The sequence below is a fragment of the Streptomyces sp. NPDC058240 genome, assembly GCF_042882135.1.
GTDB lineage: Bacteria > Actinomycetota > Actinomycetes > Streptomycetales > Streptomycetaceae > Streptomyces.
In genome coordinates this window covers 815,907-836,668 of the sequence record NZ_JBHVWT010000001.1, presented here as the reverse complement: position 1 = coordinate 836,668, position 20,762 = coordinate 815,907, and the positions used below count along the sequence as shown (strand labels likewise).

Below are 20,762 nucleotides of genomic sequence, written 5' to 3'. Positions count from 1 at the left end.
GGCGCTTCCCATGTCCCGGAGCGGATTCCCCCCACGGGATCCGGCCGGGCGTCTGTGGGAGCCGGAGCTCCTGCGTTCCTCAGCTACTGCGAACTGCGCTCTTCACTTGTCCTTCTGGTGCGGTCTGCCGGGGTACGTACGCACGGGAGGGCCGCTCAAAGCTCCCCGGTGCACGTGCCCCGGCCAACGCTTGCCCCGGAGCGTCCCCCAAGACCCTCCGATGGATGTCCCCCAAGACATCCTTGGCATCGCACTCTTAGACTCACGAACCCGCCGGATGGTTACCCCGAAATCCATGTGATCTGGATCTCTTTGTGGAAATTACGTGAAGGCGCGCAACCGCAGGCTGTTCGTCACGACGAAGACTGAGGAGCATGCCATCGCCGCTCCCGCAATCATAGGGTTGAGCAGGCCAAATGCCGCAAGGGGCAGGGCGGCTACGTTATAACCGAATGCCCAGAACAGGTTGCCCCTGATGATGGTCAGGGTGCGCCTGGACAGCCGGATCGCGTCGGCGGCCACCTTGAGATCTCCACGAACCAGGGTGAGGTCGCTCGCCTCGATCGCGGCGTCCGTGCCGGTCCCCATCGCCAGGCCGAGGTCGGCGGTGGCGAGGGCGGCGGCGTCGTTGACCCCGTCACCGACCATCGCGACCGAGCGGCCCTCGGCCCGCAGCCCCTCGATGACGTGCACCTTCTCCTCGGGCAGGACCTCGGCGTGGACCTCGTCGATCCCGACGGCACGGGCCACGGCGTCGGCCACGGCGCGGTTGTCGCCGGTCAGCAGGACGGGGCGGAGGCCGAGGGCGCGGAGCTCGGCGACGGCCTCCGCGCTGGTGTCCTTGATCTTGTCGGCCACGGCGAGGACGCCGCGCGCCCGCCCGTCCCAGGCGACCATGACCGCGGTACGGCCCTCGGCCGCCGCGTCCGCGACGGCGCCGGACAGGGCGTCGGGGGTGTCGATGCCCGCATCGGCGAGCAACTGCGGACGGCCTACCAGCACCCGGTGCCCGTCGACGACGCCCTGGACGCCGAGGCCGGGGATGTTGGTGAAGTCCTCGGGGGTGGGGAGGGGGGTGCCGGTGCGTTCGGCGGCTCCGGTGGCGACGGCCTGGGCGATGGGGTGTTCGGAGGAGTGTTCCAGGGCGCCGGCGAGGCGGAGCACGTCGGTTTCGTCGGTGTCTTCGGTGGTGTGGACGTCGAGGAGGGTCATGCGGCCGGTGGTGACGGTGCCGGTCTTGTCGAGGACGATCGTGTCGACGCGGCGGGTGGTCTCCAGGACTTCGGGGCCCTTGATGAGGATGCCGAGCTGGGCGCCGCGTCCGGTGCCGACCATGAGGGCGGTGGGGGTGGCGAGGCCCAGGGCGCAGGGGCAGGCGATGATCAGTACGGCCACGGCGGCGGTGAACGCGGCGGTCACGTCGTCCGTGACGAGCAGCCACACGACCAGGGTGACGAGCGCGAGCACCAGCACCACGGGTACGAAGACCGCGGAGATCCGGTCGGCGAGGCGCTGCACCTCGGCCTTGCCGTTCTGGGCGTCCTCGACGAGCTTCGCCATCCGGGCCAGTTGGGTGTCGGCGCCGACCCGGGCGGCCTCGACGACGAGCCGGCCGGAGGTGTTCACGGTGGCCCCGGCGACGGAGTCGCCGACGCCCACCTCCACGGGCACGGACTCACCGGTGAGCATCGAGGCGTCCACGGCCGAGGCGCCCTCGACGACGGTGCCGTCGGTGGCGATCTTCTCGCCGGGGCGGACGACGAAGCGGTCGCCCGCGGCCAGCCGGGCGACCGGGACGCGTACCTCCGTACCGTCCCGGAGGACGGAGACGTCCTTCGCGCCCAGGTGCATCAGCGCGCGCAGGGCGGAACCGGCCTTCCGCTTGGACCTCGCCTCCAGGTAGCGGCCCAGCAGGAGGAAGGTGACGACCCCGGCCGCGACCTCCAGATAGATGGTGGACGAGTCACCGGCGCGCGAGACGGTGAGGTCGAAGCCGTGCCGCATCCCGGTCATGCCCGCGTCGCCGAAGAAGAGCGCCCACAGGGACCAGCCGAAGGCGGCCAGTGTGCCGATCGAGACCAGGGTGTCCATGGTGGCCGCGCCGTGCCGGAGGTTGGTCCAGGTCGCGCGGTGGAAGGGCAGTCCGCCCCAGACGACGACGGGAGCGGCGAGGGTGAGCGAGAGCCACTGCCAGTTGTCGAACTGGAGGGCCGGGACCATCGCGAGCACGACGACGGGGGCGGCGAGGACGGCCGAGACGATCAGCCGCTGCCGCAGCAGGGCGAGAGCCTGGGCGGCGCTCCGCTCGTCGGGGTCGTCGCCCTCGACTTCGGTGCCGGCTCGGGTGTCATCGCTGGTCGGCGGGGCGGGCGGGGGTGGTTCGGGGTGGTGCGCCGGCTGCGCCGTGTAACCGGTCCTCTCGACCGTGGCGATCAGATCCGCGAGGCCGGTCTCCGGGCCGAAGGCGACCTTGGCCTTCTCGGTCGCGTAATTGACGGTGGCGGTGACGCCGTCCATCCGGTTGAGCTTCTTCTCGACGCGGGCCGCGCAGGAGGCGCAGGTCATGCCGCCGATCGTGAGTTCAGCGGTCGAAGCCTCCGCCGCCCGGGTCCCGGCCTCTGTTGCGCTGTGCATGTCCGAACTCCTGAAATGCCGACCGGGCCGTGCCCCACCAGTATCTGCTGGTCGGTCCGGCCCGGCGGCAAAGGGGGTGACGCGGATGCGTCCGGCGTATCGGGGAGTGCCCCGATGGTGTTCAGGCCCGGCCGACGAGCTCGTAGCCCGCCTCGTCGACCGCGGCGCGCACCGCGTCGTCGGCCAGCGGGGCCGCGGAGACGACGGTCACCTCGCCCGTGGAGGCCACGGCCTTCACCGAGGTGACACCCTCGATACCGGAGATCTCCTCGGAGACGGCGCCCTCGCAGTGTCCACAGGTCATGCCGGACACCTGGTAGACGGCGGTCACGTCGCCCGCCTGCGCACCGGCGTCCGCACCGTCGTGGCAGGAGCCGCTGGGGGAGCAGCAGGAACCGGTGGCCTGGGGGAGCTGGGTCTCGGCGGTCATGGTGTTCTCCTCTTCGACGAGCACAAAGGGTTGCGGCGTCGGGGAGGCCCGGGAAGCCCCGTGCGCCCCAACACACTCCACACTATACCCCTAGGGGGTATGAACGCGAGCGCCCCGCCCCTCGCTCGCTCCGGCGTTCCGCGCGCCGCGGGCCAGTGACCGCAGCCGGGCCCGTATGCCGTGGACGCCGGGGTGGCGGGTGATGGATTGCCGGGGTCGCTGTACCAGTTCACACGGACCCCCTCTATCTCTCGTGCATATCTCATAATTTGTCCGAATCTTATGGTGTGTGGCGCTGTAAGGCATTCGGAGGAGGGGCCCCGTACGGGTACGGGGCCGGAGGCGTCAGTCCCCGCGCCCTCGGTTGCGGGGCCTTGAGGCGACCCAGGCGCGGATGGTGTCCGCGTACCAGTAGGGCTTGCCGCTCTCCACGTGGTCGGGGGACGGAAGGAGACCGTGCTTCCGGTAGGAGCGGACGGTGTCCGGCTGCACCCGGATGTGTGCGGCAATGTCCTTGTAGGACCAGAGCCTTCTGTCTGTCATGGGTGACACCTCTCTGCACCGCAGCGGCGGCCCGGAAGGCCGCCGGGGGCTGCGCGCCGCTGACGACCGCTCAGTCTGTGCCCGGTGCAACGACATCGGGCGAGCTCCGGGTAGGGGCTGTCGAGTACCTGTGACGGAAGGCCCGTGTAATCACGACATGGGTGACGAGAGGGTGATCCGTCACGGGAAGGGCAGCGGGGTCACGCGGTTCGGTCCCGCGTGCCAGAGCGCCGACCAGGTGGCCGGGGTGACCAGGCCGTCCGGCACGAGCGGCGGGTGGTCCGCCTGGAAGCGCTGCACCGCGACGAGCGTCTCGGGCCCGAAGGTTCCGTCGAGCGCGGACCACTGCAGATAGTGGCGGTTGGCCAGCAGGCACTGCACCTGGGAAACCCGCTCGCCCTGCTCGCCGAAGGCGGTCGGCCGGTCTCCGTCGTAGAAGGCGCAGACCGGGCTGGAGCCGGGCGGCGGCGCCGGGTTGCTCTCGTCGGCCGAGGCCCCCGGCGCCGAGGCGAGGGTGGCGATCAGGGAGACCGCGGCCAGGGTGGTCGCGGTCAGCGCCGGGGTCGCGGCCGTCCTGCGGGACGGCGGCGTCATTCGGATCCGGATCATGGTGAGCTGCTCCTTGTGCGGTGGTGTGGCGTACGGCGGTGGGGCGCGACCGGGACCGCGCCCCGACGTCTCACCGAGGACAACACCGCACACCGCCGCTACGTCACTTCCGGGGGCCGTTCGGCGTGTCAGGGCGCCCCGGCCGCGGGGGCGCGCCGCAGGAGCGGAGGAACTCCCGGGTGCGGCGGGCGATGGGGAGGGGTTTGTCGGGCGGGCACGGGTACATGTCCTGCTCGACGATGGCGAACAGATCGGCGTCCAGTCCGCGGGCGGCGGCCAGCACGGGCTCCAGCGCGGGCACCCCGCCCGGCGGTTCGCACATCACCCCGCGCGCCACGGCCGGACCGAACGGCACCTCGTCCGCCACGACTTGGGCCAGGACCTCCGGGTCGACCTGCTTGAGGTGCAGATAGCCGATCCGTTCGCCGTAGGTCTCGATCAGCTTGACGCTGTCGCCGCCGCAGTAGGCGTAGTGCCCGGTGTCAAGGCAGAGCGAGACGAGATCCGGATCGGTGGCGTCGAGGAAGCGGCCGACGTTCTCCTCGGTGTCGATATGGGTGTCGGCGTGCGGATGGACGACGATGCGCAGCCCGAAACGGTCCCGCACCTCGCGGCCCAGCCGCTCCGTCTGGGTGGTGAGGTCGCGCCACTGCTCCGCGGTGAGGCTGCGGTCCTCCAGGACCTCGCCCGTCCGGTCGTCGCGCCAGAACGAGGGGATGACCACCAGATGCCCGGCGCCCATCGCCCGGGTGAGTGCCGCGATGTCGGCGACATGCGCCCAGGTCCGGTCCCAGACGGCCGGTCCATGGTGCAATCCGGTGAAAACGGTCCCGGCCGAGACCGAGAGCCCGCGGCGGCGGGTCTCGTCGGTGAGGCGGGCCGGGTCGGTCGGGAGGTAGCCGTACGGGCCGAGCTCGATCCACTCGTAACCCGCCGCGGAGACCTCGTCGAGGAAGCGCCGCCAGGGCACTTGGAGCGGATCGTCGGGGAACCACACCCCCCACGAGTCGGGTGCCGAACCGATACGGATACGGGCCGGGGCCACTGCGGAGGAGGTCATGCCGTCAAGACTTCCGGCCGGGGGAGCGGGTGTCAATCATTCGTCCGTATGTCCGGACAAAGCATTGACACGGTTCCGGGGGAGGGCTAGCGTCCTTCGTCCGGATCAGGCCGGATCAGGCACCGGGGCACGCGAGCCCGGCATGTTCCGGACGAAGGACGCTGGACCTGGAGGCAGTCACGCCGGTCGAAGGGATGGTTATGCCTGAGCGGTACGACGTCATCACCATGGGCCGCATCGGTGTGGATCTCTACCCCCTTCAGGCCGGTCTGCCACTGGCCCGGGTCGACACCTTCGGGAAGTTCCTCGGCGGCTCGCCGTCCAACGTCGCCGTCGCGGCGGCCCGGCTCGGCCGGCGGACGGCGGTGGTGACACGCACCGGCCGGGACGCCTTCGGGGAGTATCTCCACCACCAGCTGCGGGAGTTCGGGGTGGACGACCGGTGGGTGACGCCGGTCGACGCGTATCCGACACCGGTCACCTTCTGCGAGATCTTCCCGCCCGACGACTTCCCCCTCTACTTCTACCGGCAGCCCAAGGCCCCCGATCTGGAGATCCACACCTCGGAGCTGGACCTCGAAGCCATCCGGTCCGCCCGGGTCTTCTGGATGACGGGCACCGGGCTGTGCGCCGAACCGAGCCGGACCGCGACCCTCGCCGCACTGCGCGCCCGCGACCGCTCCGGCATCACCGTCTTCGACCTCGACTGGCGCCCGATGTTCTGGGACACCGCGCAGGACGCGTCGCAGGACGGCCCCACCGCCTGCTACCGCGAGGCCCTGGCCCTCGCCACCGTCGCCGTCGGCAACCTCGACGAGTGCGAGATCGCGACCGGCGAGCGCGAACCGCACGCGGCCGCCCGCGCGTTGATCGGCGCCGGCGTCGAACTCGCCGTCGTCAAACAGGGTCCCGAGGGTGTCCTCGCCGTCCACCGCGACGGCGCGGTGGCCGAAGTGCCGCCGCTGCCCGTCGAGGTCGTCAACGGCCTCGGCGCCGGCGACGCCTTCGGCGGGGCGCTCTGCCACGGACTCCTCGCGGGCTGGGAGACCGGGCGCATCATGCGGTACGCCAACGCCGCGGGGGCCATCGTCGCCTCCCGGCTCGCCTGCTCGTCCGCCATGCCGTTCCCGTACGAAGTCGAAGCGGCCCTGACCGAAGGCGCCGTCACCTCCCGCCCCACCGGAGCCACCCCATGACGCCCGCGGCCTCCTCCGTCTCCGAACTCGTCCAGTTGCGCATGCGCCACCCCGAGGCCGTCGCCGAGGCCGCCGCGCGCCGCCGCAGACGCCCCCTGGTCGGCAGCGGCGGACGGCTGATGATCATCGCGGCGGACCATCCGGCCCGTGGCTCCCTCGCCGTCGGCGACCGCGCACTGGCCATGGCCAACCGCTTCGAGCTGCTGGAACGGCTCCGCCTGGCCCTCTCCCGCCCCGGCGTCGACGGAGTGCTCGCCACCGCCGACATCCTCGACGACCTGCTGCTCCTCGGCGCGTTGGAGAACAAGGTCGTCATCGGCTCGATGAACCGCGGCGGACTCGCGGGCGCGGCCTTCGAACTCGACGACCGGTTCACCGGCCACCGCCCCGAGGACCTCGCCCGCCTCCGCTTCGACGCGGGCAAACTGCTGCTCCGCATCGACTACGACGACCCCGGCTCGCTCGACACCATGCATGCCACCGCCCGAGCCATCGACGCCATGGCCGCACACCGGCTGCCGGTCTTCGTCGAACCGTTCCTCTGCCGCCGCGCCGACGGCCATGTCCGCAACGACCTCGGCGCGGAGGCGGTCACCACCTCGATCGCCATCGCGTCCGGGCTGGCCGGGACGTCCGCGTACACCTGGCTCAAGGTCCCCGTCACCGAGGACCCCGACGACATGGCCCGGGTGATGGAGGCGTCGACGCTGCCCGCGGTGCTGCTGGGCGGGGAGGTGGGCGACGACCTCGACGGAGCGTTCGAGAAGTGGCGCACGGCGCTGCGGCTGCCGACCGTCCAGGGGCTGGTGGTGGGGCGTTCGCTGCTCTATCCGGCCGACGGAGAGGTGGCCGCGGCCGTCGACACGGCTGTTTCCCTGCTGGAACCGAGAGAAATGGAGCCGAGAACATGACGACGGACCACGAACCGCGCCACCACCTGAGGGCCGGGAGCACGGCGAGCGGCTCCTGCACCCTCGACATCGACCCGGAGCGGGCCGGCTGGGACCGGTCGAGTCTGCGTGTCCTGGAGCTCGGGCCCGGTGAAGTTCACACGCTTGTCACCGGAGAGAGCGAGTGGATCGTTCTGCCGTTGACCGGTGGCTGTACGGTGCACTCCTCAGGTGAGATCTTTGAACTGCTGGGCCGGGAAAGCGTGTTCAGCGGGGTATCCGACTTCGCCTATGTACCGCGTGACGCCCGAGCACAGATCGCCTCCGGCGCAGGAGGCCGCTTCGCCCTGGCAGGAGCGAAGTGCGAGCGACGACTCCCCGCTCGCTACGGCCCCGCGCCGGAGGTGCCCGTCGAGCTGCGCGGCTCCGGGAACTGCTCCCGCCAGGTCAACAACTTCGCCGCCGCCGACACCTTCGAGTGCGACCGGCTGATCGCCGTCGAGGTCCTCACCCCCGGCGGCAACTGGTCGTCCTACCCACCGCACAAGCACGACGAGCACCGCCCCGGCGCCGAGTCCGTGCTGGAGGAGATCTACTACTTCGAGGTGGAGCACGACGGCCTCGGCTACCACCGGGTGTCACCCTCCCGGGACGGCGGTACGGATGTCCTCGCCGAGGTCCGCAGCGGCGACGCGGTCCTGATCCCCGACGGCTGGCACGGCCCCTCCATCGCCTCACCCGGCCGCACCCTCTACTACCTCAATGTGATGGCGGGCCCGGGGGAGCAGCGGGAGTGGCTGATCAGCGACCACCCGGACCACGGCTGGATCCGCGACACCTGGCCCTCGCAGCCGGTGGACCCCAGACTGCCGTTCTACGGGACGGAGGCACGCCCATGAGTACCCGCCGCCTCACCACGGCGCAGGCCCTGGTGTCCTTCCTGTCCCGCCAGTACACCGAGCGCGACGGCCGACGCCGGCGCCTGATCGGCGCCACCTGGGGCATCTTCGGCCATGGCAACGTCGCCGGGGTCGGCCAGGCGCTCGTCGAGTCCGGCCGTGCGATGCCCTACCTCCAGGGCCGCAACGAACAGGCCATGGTGCACGCCGCCGTCGGCTACGCCCGCCAGTCGGGCCGGCTCTCCGCGCACGCCGTCACCACCTCCATCGGCCCCGGCGCCACCAACCTCGTCACCGGCGCCGCCCTCGCCACCGTCAACCGCCTCCCCGTCCTCCTCCTGCCCGGGGACACCTTCGCGACCCGGCCCGCCGACCCCGTGCTCCAGCAACTGGAGGTCCCGTCCGCGGGCGACATCTCCGTCAACGACTGTCTGCGCCCCGTCTCCCGCTACTTCGACCGGATCACCCGCCCCGAGGCCCTGGTACCGGCCGCCCTCCAGGCCATGCGGACCCTGACCGACCCGGCGGAGACGGGTGCGGTGACGCTCGCGCTGCCGCAGGACGTACAGGCCCAGGCGTACGACTGGCCGGAGGAGTTCTTCGCCGAGCGCGTCTGGTACGTACGCCGCCCCGCCCCCGATCCGTACGAACTCGACCGGGCGGTACGGGCGGTGCGCGGCGCCCGCCGGCCGCTGATCGTGGCGGGCGGCGGGGTCCACCACAGCGCGGCCGAGGAGACCCTCGCCGCGTTCGCCGCCGCCACCCGCATCCCCGTCGCCTCCACCCAGGCCGGCAAGGGCTCGCTGCGCCACGACCACCCCGCCGACGTGGGCGGCATCGGCCATACCGGCACCGCGACCGCCGACGAGCTGGCCCGCACCGCCGACCTGGTCATCGGCATCGGCACCCGCTACTCCGACTTCACCACCGCCTCCGCCACGCTCTTCTCGAACCCGGCGGTCCGCTTCCTCAACGTCAACATCACCGGCTTCGACGCCCACAAGCTCGGCGCCCTCCCGCTCGTCGCCGACGCCCGCGCCGCCCTCGAAGCGCTCACCGCCGCGCTCGCCGCCCGCAACCACCGCGTCGACCCCGCCTACGAGACGGAGTACACCGACGCCAAGGAGCGGTGGGAGCAGCGCGTCACCGCCGCGTTCACCGCCGAGGACCCGCACGCCCGGCCCACCCAGGCCCAGGTCCTCGGCCTGCTCGACGCCCTCGTCACCGAGGACGACATCCTGATCAACGCGGCCGGTTCGCTCCCCGGCGACCTGCACAAACTCTGGCGCGCCCGCTCCCCGCACCAGTACCACGTGGAGTACGGCTACTCCTGCATGGGCTACGAGATCCCGGCCTCGATCGGAGTCCAGCTGGCCGCCCCCGGCCGCCCCGTCTGGGCGCTCGTCGGCGACGGCACGTATCTGATGAATCCCACCGAGATCGTCACCGCGGTGCAGCAGGAACTCCCCGTGAAGCTGGTCGTCCTCCAGAACCACGGCTACGCGTCCATCGGCGGCCTCTCCGAGCAGGTCGGCGCCGAGCGCCTCGGCACCGCCTACCGGCACCGCGCCGCGGACGGCACGTTCACCGGCCCGCCGCTCCCCGTCGATCTCGCGGCCAACGCCGGCTCCCTCGGCATGCGGGTGCTGCGTGCCAAGACCGTGTGTGACCTGCGCGAAGCCCTCGCCGAGGCGCGGGCCGCGGACCGTCCCACTTGTGTCTACGTCGAGACCGAAACGGCAGACATTGTGTCGGGCCCCCCTCCGGCACAGGCGTGGTGGGATGTTCCCGTAGCCGAAACGGCCACCCGGCCGTCGGCCGTGAGAGCCCGGGAAGAGTACGACCGCCACGTCGCCGACCGACGCCACCACCTCTGAAGGAGTTCTGTCATGAAGACCGTCAACCACTGGATCGGTGGCAAGACCGTCGAGGGCGCGTCGGGCAACTACGGCCCGGTCACCGACCCGGCCACCGGCGCCGTCACCACCCAGGTCGCGCTCGCCTCCCTCGAAGAGGTCGACGCCGCGGTCGCCGCCGCCAAGGACGCCTACGCCACCTGGGGCACGTCCTCGCTGGCCGCCCGCACCGCGGTCCTGTTCCGCTACCGGGCACTGCTCGACGCCCACCGCGACGAGATCGCCGCGCTGATCACCGCCGAGCACGGCAAGGTGCACTCGGACGCGCTGGGCGAGGTCGCCCGCGGTCTGGAGATCGTCGAGCTGGCCTGCGGCATCACCACCCAGCTCAAGGGCGAGCTGTCCACCCAGGTCTCCAGCCGGGTCGACGTCTCCTCGATCCGCCAGTCCCTCGGCGTCGTCGCGGGCATCACCCCGTTCAACTTCCCGGCCATGGTGCCGATGTGGATGTTCCCGCTCGCCATCGCCTGCGGGAACACCTTCGTGCTCAAGCCCAGCGAGAAGGACCCGTCGGCCGCCAACCTGCTGGCCGAGCTGGCCGCCGAGGCCGGTCTGCCGGACGGTGTGCTGAACGTCCTGCACGGTGACAAGGTCGCCGTCGACGGGCTGCTGAACCACCCGGACGTCGCCGCGGTCTCCTTCGTGGGCTCCACCCCGATCGCCCGGTACATCCACGCCACCGCCTCCGCCAACGGCAAGCGCGTCCAGGCGCTCGGCGGCGCGAAGAACCACATGCTGGTGCTGCCGGACGCGGATCTCGACGCCGCGGCCGACGCCGCCGTCTCCGCCGCGTACGGCTCCGCCGGTGAGCGCTGCATGGCGATCTCCGCGGTCGTCGCGGTCGGCTCCATCGCCGACGAGCTGGTCGCGAAGATCAAGGAGCGCGCCGAGAAGATCAAGATCGGCCCCGGCAACGACCCGGCCTCCGAGATGGGCCCGCTGATCACCGCCGCCCACCGCGACAAGGTCGCCTCCTACGTCACGGGCGCCGCGGCCCAGGGTGCCGACGTCGTCCTGGACGGCACCGGCTTCACCGTCGAGGGCTTCGAGGACGGCCACTGGATCGGCCTCTCCCTCCTCGACAACGTGTCCACCGACTCGGACGCGTACAAGGACGAGATCTTCGGCCCGGTCCTGTGCGTCCTGCGCACCGAGACCTACGAGGAGGGCGTCGCCCTCATGAACGCCTCGCCGTTCGGCAACGGCACCGCGATCTTCACCCGGGACGGCGGCGCCGCCCGCCGCTTCCAGCTGGAGGTCGAGGCCGGCATGGTCGGCGTCAACGTGCCGATCCCGGTGCCGGTGGGCTACCACTCCTTCGGTGGCTGGAAGGACTCCCTCTTCGGCGACCACCACATCTACGGCAACGACGGCGTGCACTTCTACACCCGCGGCAAGGTCGTCACCACCCGCTGGCCGGATCCGGCCGACGCCCCGGCGGGCGTGGACCTGGGCTTCCCCCGCAACCACTGATCGGCGGCCCGGCCCGACGGCCTGTACGGATGCGTCGCGCATCCGTACGGGCCGTCGCCGTACGCCTCACAGCCGCCGCAGGCCCGCGTACTGGAGTGCGCCCATCGCCGCCACCACCAGGCCCTGGAACACGATCCAGCCGTTGCCGGCGCCCGTGGCGGTCAGCGCGTCCACGACGACGGCCACCACACTGGCCACGGCCCACGCCACGTTGAGCGTGATGACGGCGGTCACCGCGCCGCGGCCGATGTTCTCCTGGCGGGAGACGGTCAGCACCCACAGGGCGTACACCGTGAGGAACACACCCACCGGGTACTGCACCGAGCGGGGCACGCCGAGGAACGAGTCCAGGACCGTGGCGAGCACGAGGTAGCCGATGCCGTTCGCGCCGGTGAGGATCACGTCCGCGACGAGGGCCGTCCGTAGGAGACGGTCGGAACGGGCCGTGCCCGCCGACCGGACCGCGCTCGCGTTCTGGGACGACATCATGAGGTCTTCCTTCCGTTGTCATGCGGTCGCGCAGGGAACGCATGCCTGTACGGGAACGGTAGGGACGGTCACGGTGCCCGCTCAATTACCTCCGGGGTAATCGTCGGCGCACGGGGAGGGGCCGGAGGGGGAGCCACGAGCAGCTCCCCCTCCGGCCCCTCCCCGGGCCCGGCCCGTCAGCGCACGGTGTCCGCCGCCTTCGCGGCACCGGCCTCCTCGGCGATCATCCGCTCCATCGGGACCGCGCCCACCCGCCCCGAGACCAGGAACGCGAGCACCAAGGTCGCCACCATGATCACCGTGCCGAGCCACACCATCGTCTCCACCGGCACCGTGTACGCGCCCACGGCCCGCACCACGCACTCGCCCAGCAGCGCCGCACCCCACACCGCCGAGAACCGGATCTCCGCCCGCCGGAACGCCGCCGACCCGGCCGAGAGCCGCTGCCAGGCGGTGTCCTTGGCCGCGTCGCCCTTGACCAGCATCGGCCGCACCCCCGCGCTCATCATCGGCTGCCCCTTCAGCGCGGTCACCAGGATCACGAGCCCGATGATGCTGCTCACCCCGCTGTCCTTGGCGAGCATCAGCCGGGGGTCGCCGACCACCAGGCTCGTCACCAGGCTGACCGCGTTGACCGTCACCATCAGCGCCGCCAGCCCGTTGAGCTGCCGCTTGCGCACCACGCCCCACACGGTGCGCAGGGCCGGCAGCACACTGCTCCAGGCCAGCGCGGCGAAGGTGCTCAGGCCCGCCGCCTTCAGGGCGTAGTACGAGAGGAGCGGCACCCCCACATCCACGAGCAGCGGGATCAGGCTGTCCAGCAGAGCCTTGCGCGGCGCGAACGGGGCGGTGGCGGCCGGAGCATCTGCGACAGGGGCGGTGACTGTGGCTGCCGGGCTGGTCATCGCGGGTTCCTCTCCCGTATCGGCGGGTGCCTTCGCGGCCCCGCTCTCGATACGTACAGACTGGCCGCCGGGGCCCGGTGCCCGGCAGAGCCGGGTGTACCGAGCTCCGTATGACGAATGTCAGCCCCCGCCGGTGACGCGCCCGTTCACCACCCGGCGGAATCCCGGACTCCGGTGCGCCGGTAAACCGTTCGCCGCGCCCGGCGGACCGGTGCTCTGATGGGGGCCATGACCGCTCCGACCAGGCCGCAGTACGAGATCCGCGCCCAGCACACGGACACCACCGTCACCGTGTACCAGGCGTACGCACCCCTCATCGGCCTTCCCGCCGTCCGTGACGGGCGCTTCCCCGACGCCTGGAAGCGCGACCGCATGACATGGATCAAGCCGAGCTTCCTGTGGATGATGTACCGCTGCGGCTGGGCCGTGAAGGAGGGGCAGGAGACCGTCCTGGCTGTCGAGATCACCCGCGAGGGCTTCGACTGGGCCCTGGGGAACGCCGAACTCTCGCACTACGCCAGGGGAGTCCACCCGGACCGCGACACCTGGCGGCGGAACCTGCGCCGTGCCCCGGCCCGCGTCCAGTGGGACCCCGAGCGCGACCTCCGCCTGGACCGGCTGCCGTACCGCTCCCTTCAGCTCGGGCTCTCCGGCGAGGCGTCACGGCGGTACGCGGACGAGTGGACGGTGTCGATCCGCGACGTCACCCCGCTCGCCCGGCACGTCCGCGAACTGGTGCGTGCCGGGCGGCTCGACGACGCGGCAGGACTGCTGCCCTCGGAGTCGCCGTACCCGCCGGGCGGCGTCCCGCTCCCGGCAGCGGCCGTCTGACCCGCTGCCGGGCCGAACGGCCGGGGCGCGGGAACATGGCACGTACCTGCGACTCGGGCGAGTAGGCAAATGCCGCATCGGGTGCATATCCATCGATACGCTCCCGGGATGATCCACCATGTCATCCCCCTGGCGGCATCCGGCCTGAAGATCGACTGGGCCAGGATGCCGACGTACAACACGATCATGTCGGTGGCCGCCGGCGCGGGGCTGCTGCTCGTGGTGGCGCTGGGGCGCCAGCTCCTCACGACCGGACGCACCATCAACCCCGAAGGCTGGGTCCTCGCGTTCGGGGCCCTCGGCTTCACCCTGGTCACCACGGGCCTCCACATGACCCTGACCTGGCCGCTCGCCGGACAGGGCTTCCCGTTCGACAACATCATCTTCGGCGAACCGGCGCTCGCCTTCGGTGTCTTCCTCTTCGCCGCGTCCTTCTACCTCTGGAGACGCGGAGCCGAACTCAACAGCGCGGACCGCATCGTCCGATCGGCCCGTGTCGCCATGCCCATCTCGGTCTTCGTGTTCGGGCTCGGGCTTGCCTGCTTCGGAATCGCCGCCGCGGGCTGGAAGTACACCCTCTTCGCCGCACCGCCCGAGGAGCCCATCTCCGGGGAGTTCGCGCGGTGGCCGATCCTGGAGGCGAGCTTCATGTCCGGGCTGTACGTCCTGGTGGGCATCGGCGCCCTGCTGTTCCCGTTCGTGCTGCGCCGGCCGTCGAGCTGGATGGCTCCGGTGACCGGTGTCGTCTGGGGACTGGCCGGTCTGGCGTTCCTGCTCTTCGGCGGGCTCAACTACTTCACCCACATCGGCCTCATCGTCAACACCATGTGAGCCGCCCGCCGCTGTTCCCGGTGCCGCATGCTCCGCATCCGATGGCCCTGTGCGCGCGAACGGCCCGGCATACCGCGCATGGAGTACGGGCGCCGGGCGCCGTACGCCGCAAGGAGGCCGGAGACTTCCGCCCAGTGGCTGGCCGCACGCCGCGGCGGCCCGCTTAGGGTCGCATCATGGAGACTCCCGAAGCGAGCAGGTCCCGGTGGCGGCGGCTGCCGCACCGCAGACGCGGCCGGTGGGCCGCGGGCCTGGCGGCGCTCGCCGTGCTGGCCGGTGCGGGCACCTGGAACGCCGCGGCCGACGACAGCGGGCCCGCCGTGCACCGCCAGGACCGGATGATGAAGGCCGACGGGGTGTCCATCGACACCTCGTACTTCACCGCCGGTGGCAGCGGGCGCCGGCCCGCCGTGCTGATCGGGCACGGCTTCGGCGGCAGCAAGGACGATGTGCGGGCGCAGGCCGAGCAGTTGGCCCGCTCCGGGTACGCCGTGCTGACCTGGTCCGCCCGCGGGTTCGGCAAGTCGGGCGGCGACATCGGGCTCAACGACCCCGACCACGAGGCCAAGGACGTGTCCCGGCTGATCGACTGGCTCGCGGACCGGTCCGAGGTGGAACTCGACGCGAAGGGCGACCCCCGCGTCGGGATCACCGGGGCCTCCTACGGCGGAGCCGTCTCGCTCCTCGCCGCCGGGTACGACAAGCGCGTCGACGCCGTCGCACCGCAGATCACGTACTGGAACCTCGCCGACGCCCTCTTCCCCGACGGGGTCTTCAAGAAGCTCTGGGCCGGAATCTTCGTCACCACCGGCGGCGGCTGCCAGAAGTTCGAGAAGCGGCTCTGCGAGATGTACGAACGGGTCGCCGTCAGCGGAAAGCCGGACGCCGCCGCGCGTGCGCTGCTGACCGAACGGTCACCGAGCGCCGTCGCCGACCGCATCGAGGTGCCCGCGCTCATCGTGCAGGGACAGTCCGACTCCCTCTTCCCGCTCGGCCAGGCCGACGCCATGGCCAGGGCCATCAGCGGCAACGGCGCACCGGTCGCCGTCGACTGGATCGCCGGCGGGCACGACGGCGGCAACCTGGAGACCGACCGCGTCCAACGGCGGATCGGCGACTGGTTCGACCGCTACCTCAAGGACGACAAGGGCGCCGACACCGGGCCCGGCTTCCGCGTCACCCGCACCGGAGGCATCGACTCCACCGACGGGGCCACCCTGGTACGCGGGGCGAGCAGCGACACCTACCCGGGGCTGGACAACGGCACGCGCAACGTCGACCTGGGCCGTCGCACGCAGACCTTCCGCAACCCCGCCGGCGCCAACCCGCCCGCCATCTCCGCCGTCCCCGGAGTCGGCGGCGGTCTCGCCCAGCTCTCGTCGCTCGGCGTCGGGTTCTCGATCGACTTCCCCGGGCAGTACGCCCGCTTCGACTCGGCCCCGCTGGACAGCACGCTGAGCGTCACCGGCTCGCCGACCGTCCGGGTCGACGTCGAGGCGCGGCAGGGCGACGCGGTGCTGTTCGGCAAGGTGTACGACGTGTCGCCGGACGGCAAGCAGCAGTTGCTGCCCTCCCAGCTCGTCGCCCCCTTCCGGATCACCCCGGACCAGCAGGGCAAGGGGATCCGGCTGACCCTCCCCGCCATCGACCACCGGTTCGACGCGGGACACCGGCTCCGGCTCGTCCTCTCCGCCACCGACCTCGGCTACGCCTCACCGGCCGAGCCGACGACGTACACCGTGACCCCCGCCGGCCCGCTGACCGTCCCCACCGCCCCCGGCCTGAAGACCGCGCCCGCCACCCTGCCCTGGTGGACCTGGGGGCTCCCGGCCGCCGCCGTGGTGATCGCCGCCCTGCTGCTGCTCACCGCCCGCCGCCGCACCGCGACGCCCGCACCCGATCCGGCGCTCGCCGACGTACCCCTCCAGATCACCGGCCTGTCGAAGAAGTACGCCAAGTCCAGCGACCGGTACGCCGTGAAGGAACTGTCCTTCCGGGTCGAGAAGGGGCAGGTGCTCGGTCTCCTCGGTCCCAACGGTGCGGGCAAGACCACGACGCTGCGCATGCTGATGGGGCTCATCACCCCCGACGACGGCGAGATCCGGGTCTTCGGGCAGGCCGTCCGGCCGGGCGCACCCGTACTGTCCCGGGTCGGCTCGTTCGTCGAGGGCGCCGGATTCCTGCCGCACCTGTCCGGGCGCGCCAACCTGGAGCTGTACTGGCAGGCCACCGGGCGTCCCGCCGAGGACGCGCACCTGGCGGAGGCCCTGGAGATCGCCGGGCTCGGCGACGCCCTGGCCCGCGCCGTCCGTACCTACTCGCAGGGCATGCGGCAGCGGCTTGCCATCGCCCAGGCCATGCTCGGCCTGCCGGACCTGCTCATCCTCGACGAGCCGACCAACGGCCTCGACCCGCCCCAGATCCGCGAGATGCGTGACGTGATGATCCGTTACGCGGCCGGGGGCCGGACCGTCATCGTCTCCAGCCACCTGCTCTCCGAGGTCGAGCAGTCCTGCACCCACCTCGTGGTCATGGACCGCGGCCGGCTCGTCCAGGCGGGCCCGGTCGCCGAGATCACCGGCTCCGGCGACATGCTGCTCGTCACCACCGCGCAGGAGGTCGCCGAACCGCTCGTGGAGAAGATCGCCGCCCTGGCCGGGATCGGCTCGGCGGTCCGCACCGACGACGGCCTCGGACTGCTGGTCCGGCTCGACGGCACCACCTCGTCCGGGCTGATCGCCGAACTGGTCAGGCTGGACGTGCCGTTGACCGGTGTCGGACCGCACCGCCGCCTGGAGGACGCGTTCCTCACCCTGATCTCCGGAGGCTCCGCATGAGTGCCGCAGTCGAACTCACCGGGAGCGCCGAAGCCCCCGGCTACCGTGCCCGGCACACCCTGCCGCTGCGCGTCGAGGCGGTACGCCAGCTGCGCAGGCGCCGCACCCTGCTCATGGGCGGGGTGCTGGCCGCGCTGCCGTTCATCCTGATCATCGCGTTCGCGATCGGCGGCACCCCGGACTCGCGGGGCGGCGCCGGCGACCGGATCACCCTGATGGACACCGCGACCGCGTCCGCCGCGAACTTCGCCGCGACCTGCCTGTTCGTCTCCGCCGGGTTCCTGCTCGTGGTCCCGGTCGCGCTGTTCTGCGGGGACACCGTCGCCTCCGAGGCGAGCTGGTCGTCGCTGCGCTATCTGCTGGCGGCGCCCGTGCCACGGGCCAGGCTGCTGTGGAGCAAGCTCGTCGTGGCCCTCGGCTTCAGCCTGGCCGCGATGGTGCTGCTGCCGCTCGTCGCGCTGGCCGCGGGAGCCGTCGCGTACGGCTGGGGGCCGCTCGAACTGCCCACCGGGGGAGCGCTCGCGGCCTCGCAGACCGTGCCACGGCTCGCACTCGTCGTCGCGTTCGTCTTCGTGTCCCAACTGGTCACCGCCGGGCTGGCGTTCTGGCTGTCCACGAAGACCGACGCCCCGCTGGGCGCGGTCGGCGGCGCGGTCGGGCTGACCATCGTCGGCAATGTGCTGGACGCCGTCACCGCGCTCGGGTCCTGGCGCGAATTCCTGCCCGCGCACTGGCAGTTCGCCTGGGCGGACGCGCTCCAGCCCGGCATCGAATGGGGCGGCATGGTCAAGGGCGCGGCGATCTCGGTGACGTATGCCCTGATCCTGTTCGCTCTCGCCTTCCGCGGGTTCAGTCGTAAGGACATCGTGTCCTGACCTTGACGTTCCGCCGCTCTCCCGCCCTCCGTTGCCGCATCGAGACCCATCCGCAATGTCTTCGTCCGCTCCCCGGTGCCGTCTCGCACGTCACATTCACAAGTGCTGGCACGACGACGTTGGGGGCAGGCGATGGAACGCCGGACAGGCAAGTACGCGAAACGGTACGTGCGGACCTGGCAGGGTGCGCTCGGGGTGCTGCTGGCGGGCGGGGTGCTGCTCACCGGGTGCTCGGGGACGTCGACCGGGAACAAGACCGCCTCCGACGGCCGGGGCGGCGGCGGCCCGCTCCCGGCGCCCGCACCCGCCGCGTCGGGCGGCGCCGCCGACGACAGCGACGGGGCGAAGAAGCAGGACGGGCTGCGGGAGTCCGCACCGCCCGACTACCTCTCCACCTTCGCCCTGGACGTCGACACCGCCTCGTACGGCTACGCGCGCCGCACCCTCGGGGACGGTGGCCTGCCGGATCCGTCCACCGTGCGGCCCGAGGAGTTCGTCAACAGCTTCCGCCAGGGCTACCGACGCCCGGACGGCAACGGCTTCACCGTGAACGTCGACGGGGCCCGCGCCGGGGGCAAGGGCGGCGACTGGTCGCTGGTGCGGGTGGGCCTGGCCACCCGGGCCGCTCCCGCCCGTGACGAACGCCCGCCCGCCGCGCTCACCTTCGTCGTCGACATCTCCGGCTCGATGGCCGAGACCGGCCGCCTCGACCTGGTGAAGAAGTCGCTGGGCATCCTCACCGACGAACTCCGCGACGACGACTCGGTCTCCCTGGTCACCTTCAGCGACGAGGCGAAGACCCTGCTGCCGATGACCCGGCTGCGGGACCACCGCGGCAGGATCCGCGACCGGGTCGACTCCATGGAGGCCACCGACTCCACCAACGTCGAAGCCGGCATCCGCCGCGGGTACGACGAGGCGGTCGACGGCCGGGTCGAAGGCGCCGACAACCGGGTCGTCCTGCTCTCCGACGCCCTCGCCAACACCGGCGAGACCGACGCCGAAGCCATCCTGGAACGCATCGGCTCCGCCCGCCGCGACTACGGCATCACCCTCTTCGGGGTCGGCGTCGGCAGCGACTACGGCGACGCGCTGATGGAGCAGCTCACCAACAAGGGCGACGGCCACACCACGTACATCGCCGACGAGGACCAGGCCCGCAAGGTCTTCGTCGACCAGCTGCCCGCACACCTCGAACTGACGGCGCGCGATGCCAAGGCCCAGGTCGCCTTCGACCGGGACACCGTCGAGCAGTTCAAGCTCATCGGGTACGAGGACCGCAAGGTCGCCGACGAGGACTTCCGCAACGACCGCGTCGACGGCGGCGAGGTCGGCCCCGGCCACACGGTGACGGCGCTCTACGCCGTACGCCTCAGGGCGGGCGCCTCCGGCCATGTGGCGACGGCGACCGTGCGCTGGCTGGACCCCAGGACCCGGGCACCGCACGAGCAGCAGGGCACGGTCGGGACGAACGCGATCGACGGCCCGCTGTGGGGCGGTGACAGCAAGCGCCTCCAAGTGACCGCGGTCGCCGCGTACTTCGCCGAGGCGCTGCGCGGCGAACAGCTGCCGGGCGCGCCCGGACTCGGTGAACTCGCCTCGCGGGCAAGGGAGCTGGCGTCCGGGACCGAGGACGAGTCGGTGCGGAAGCTGGCGACCATGATCGGACAGGCCGACCGGCTCAAGGGCGGCTCGGGCGACGGCGGTTCCGGGGGAGCGCCGGAGGGCGAACTGGGCTGAACGGGGAGCGGCGGCACGCCCGCCGAGGACATGATGGCCACCATGTCCTCCTCCCTGTTCCTGGCGCTCGCCGTGATCACGACGGGCCTCTACGCCGGATTCATGCTGACCTTCCTGATCGCGATCATGCCGGGCATCGCGGCACTGCCCGACGAGCGGTTCACGGCCGCCATGCGCCGCTTCAACGAGAAGGTGCCGGGTCCGGCCTTCCTGGTCCTCTTCCTCGGTGTGATCGCCTTCCCGGCCGTCGTGGCCCTCGGCGGCGACGGCGGCTCGGACCGGGCGCTCGCCGTCGCGGCGCTGGTCTGCGCGGTCGCCGGCCACCTGATCACGATCGCCGGCAACATCCCGCTGAACAAGGCGCTCGCGGAGTCCGAGGGAGGCGACGACAGCGCGGCCCGCGCGGCGTTCGAGTCCCCCTGGAACAGGCTCCACCGGGTGCGGACGGCCCTGTCCCTCGCGGCGTTCGGCCTGCTGGCCGTGGTCGGAGCGGAGTTCTAGGCCGGTGGGGCGGGGCCTTTTTTCTCGGGGGGCAGAGCACCAAGAGGCGTTGCTTCCTCCAGAGTGCACTGTTCCTTTTTTCCCCGTCGGACGAGGTTGGCGT

General features: G+C 71.7%; 18 protein-coding genes. 11 read left to right on the top strand and 7 right to left on the bottom strand.

Translation table 11 applies throughout. From position 1 onward, the window contains the following. Window positions 1–321 precede the first annotated feature (321 nt). The 5 genes from ACFVX4_RS03730 to ACFVX4_RS03710 all read right to left on the bottom strand — a co-directional run bounded on the left by ACFVX4_RS03730 (window position 322) and on the right by ACFVX4_RS03710 (window position 5,276). On the bottom strand, window positions 322–2,634 hold the full coding sequence (locus ACFVX4_RS03730; protein ID WP_389971553.1) for a heavy metal translocating P-type ATPase: 2,313 nt from the start codon (window positions 2,632–2,634) through the stop codon (window positions 322–324). Between the two features lie 121 nt (window positions 2,635–2,755). Continuing rightward, a complete protein-coding gene (locus ACFVX4_RS03725) occupies window positions 2,756–3,064 on the bottom strand; it encodes a heavy-metal-associated domain-containing protein (protein WP_389971551.1) in 309 nt (102 codons plus the stop codon). A gap of 345 nt (window positions 3,065–3,409) precedes the next feature. Beyond that, the gene (locus tag ACFVX4_RS03720; RefSeq protein ID WP_389971549.1) at window positions 3,410–3,607 is read right to left on the bottom strand and encodes a helix-turn-helix transcriptional regulator; all 198 of its coding nucleotides are present in this window, start codon (window positions 3,605–3,607) and stop codon (window positions 3,410–3,412) included. Window positions 3,608–3,787: 180 nt separating this feature from the next. Further along, window positions 3,788–4,216 (bottom strand): peptidoglycan-binding protein, encoded by a 429-nt coding sequence (locus ACFVX4_RS03715; protein ID WP_389971547.1) that lies wholly within the window; start codon window positions 4,214–4,216, stop codon window positions 3,788–3,790. A 103-nt stretch (window positions 4,217–4,319) separates the two neighbouring features. Beyond that, window positions 4,320–5,276 carry a sugar phosphate isomerase/epimerase family protein gene (locus tag ACFVX4_RS03710; protein ID WP_389971545.1) on the bottom strand — a complete coding sequence of 319 codons (957 nt, stop codon included), beginning with the start codon at window positions 5,274–5,276 and terminating at the stop codon, window positions 4,320–4,322. Window positions 5,277–5,476: 200 nt separating this feature from the next. Here ACFVX4_RS03710 and iolC point away from each other — a divergent pair, with 200 nt between their 5' ends. The 5 genes from iolC to mmsA are packed head-to-tail and all read left to right on the top strand — an operon-like array spanning window position 5,477 to window position 11,650. Beyond that, window positions 5,477–6,472 (top strand): 5-dehydro-2-deoxygluconokinase, encoded by a 996-nt coding sequence (iolC, locus tag ACFVX4_RS03705; protein ID WP_389971543.1) that lies wholly within the window; start codon window positions 5,477–5,479, stop codon window positions 6,470–6,472. After that, entirely contained in the window at window positions 6,469–7,383 is a 915-nt protein-coding gene (locus ACFVX4_RS03700) for a deoxyribose-phosphate aldolase (protein WP_389971541.1), read from the top strand. Before iolC ends, ACFVX4_RS03700 begins: the two co-directional genes overlap by 4 nt. Further along, on the top strand, window positions 7,380–8,261 hold the full coding sequence (gene iolB, locus ACFVX4_RS03695) for a 5-deoxy-glucuronate isomerase (protein WP_389971539.1): 882 nt from the start codon (window positions 7,380–7,382) through the stop codon (window positions 8,259–8,261). The genes ACFVX4_RS03700 and iolB overlap by 4 nt, the downstream gene beginning before the upstream one ends. Continuing rightward, a complete protein-coding gene (gene iolD, locus ACFVX4_RS03690; protein WP_389971537.1) occupies window positions 8,258–10,138 on the top strand; it encodes a 3D-(3,5/4)-trihydroxycyclohexane-1,2-dione acylhydrolase (decyclizing) in 1,881 nt (626 codons plus the stop codon). The genes iolB and iolD overlap by 4 nt, the downstream gene beginning before the upstream one ends. 12 nt (window positions 10,139–10,150) lie before the next feature. Then, window positions 10,151–11,650, top strand: coding sequence for a CoA-acylating methylmalonate-semialdehyde dehydrogenase (gene mmsA, locus ACFVX4_RS03685; RefSeq protein WP_389971535.1), 1,500 nt, complete (start codon window positions 10,151–10,153; stop codon window positions 11,648–11,650). Window positions 11,651–11,716: 66 nt separating this feature from the next. Here the strand turns inward: mmsA and ACFVX4_RS03680 are convergent, their stop codons facing one another. Then, the gene (locus tag ACFVX4_RS03680) at window positions 11,717–12,139 is read right to left on the bottom strand and encodes a hypothetical protein (RefSeq protein WP_389971533.1); all 423 of its coding nucleotides are present in this window, start codon (window positions 12,137–12,139) and stop codon (window positions 11,717–11,719) included. Between the two features lie 176 nt (window positions 12,140–12,315). Further along, window positions 12,316–13,044: a VC0807 family protein gene (locus tag ACFVX4_RS03675; RefSeq protein WP_389971531.1), complete on the bottom strand. Its 729-nt coding sequence runs from the start codon at window positions 13,042–13,044 to the stop codon at window positions 12,316–12,318. Between the two features lie 228 nt (window positions 13,045–13,272). Here ACFVX4_RS03675 and ACFVX4_RS03670 point away from each other — a divergent pair, with 228 nt between their 5' ends. The 6 genes from ACFVX4_RS03670 (at window position 13,273) to ACFVX4_RS03645 (ending at window position 20,659) form a co-directional block, all read left to right on the top strand. Beyond that, window positions 13,273–13,875 (top strand): DUF4291 domain-containing protein, encoded by a 603-nt coding sequence (locus tag ACFVX4_RS03670; protein WP_389971529.1) that lies wholly within the window; start codon window positions 13,273–13,275, stop codon window positions 13,873–13,875. A 108-nt stretch (window positions 13,876–13,983) separates the two neighbouring features. Next, window positions 13,984–14,706, top strand: coding sequence for a DUF981 family protein (locus tag ACFVX4_RS03665; protein ID WP_389971527.1), 723 nt, complete (start codon window positions 13,984–13,986; stop codon window positions 14,704–14,706). 176 nt (window positions 14,707–14,882) lie between these two features. Continuing rightward, a complete protein-coding gene (locus tag ACFVX4_RS03660) occupies window positions 14,883–17,543 on the top strand; it encodes an alpha/beta fold hydrolase (protein WP_389971525.1) in 2,661 nt (886 codons plus the stop codon). Continuing rightward, the gene (locus ACFVX4_RS03655) at window positions 17,540–18,418 is read left to right on the top strand and encodes an ABC transporter permease (protein ID WP_385324272.1); all 879 of its coding nucleotides are present in this window, start codon (window positions 17,540–17,542) and stop codon (window positions 18,416–18,418) included. Before ACFVX4_RS03660 ends, ACFVX4_RS03655 begins: the two co-directional genes overlap by 4 nt. Before the next feature lie 132 nt (window positions 18,419–18,550). Further along, window positions 18,551–20,158, top strand: a complete 1,608-nt coding sequence (locus ACFVX4_RS03650) for a von Willebrand factor type A domain-containing protein (RefSeq protein ID WP_389971522.1) — start codon at window positions 18,551–18,553, stop codon at window positions 20,156–20,158. Window positions 20,159–20,191: 33 nt separating this feature from the next. Continuing rightward, window positions 20,192–20,659, top strand: a complete 468-nt coding sequence (locus ACFVX4_RS03645) for a DUF1772 domain-containing protein (protein ID WP_389972098.1) — start codon at window positions 20,192–20,194, stop codon at window positions 20,657–20,659. Window positions 20,660–20,762 lie beyond the last annotated feature (103 nt).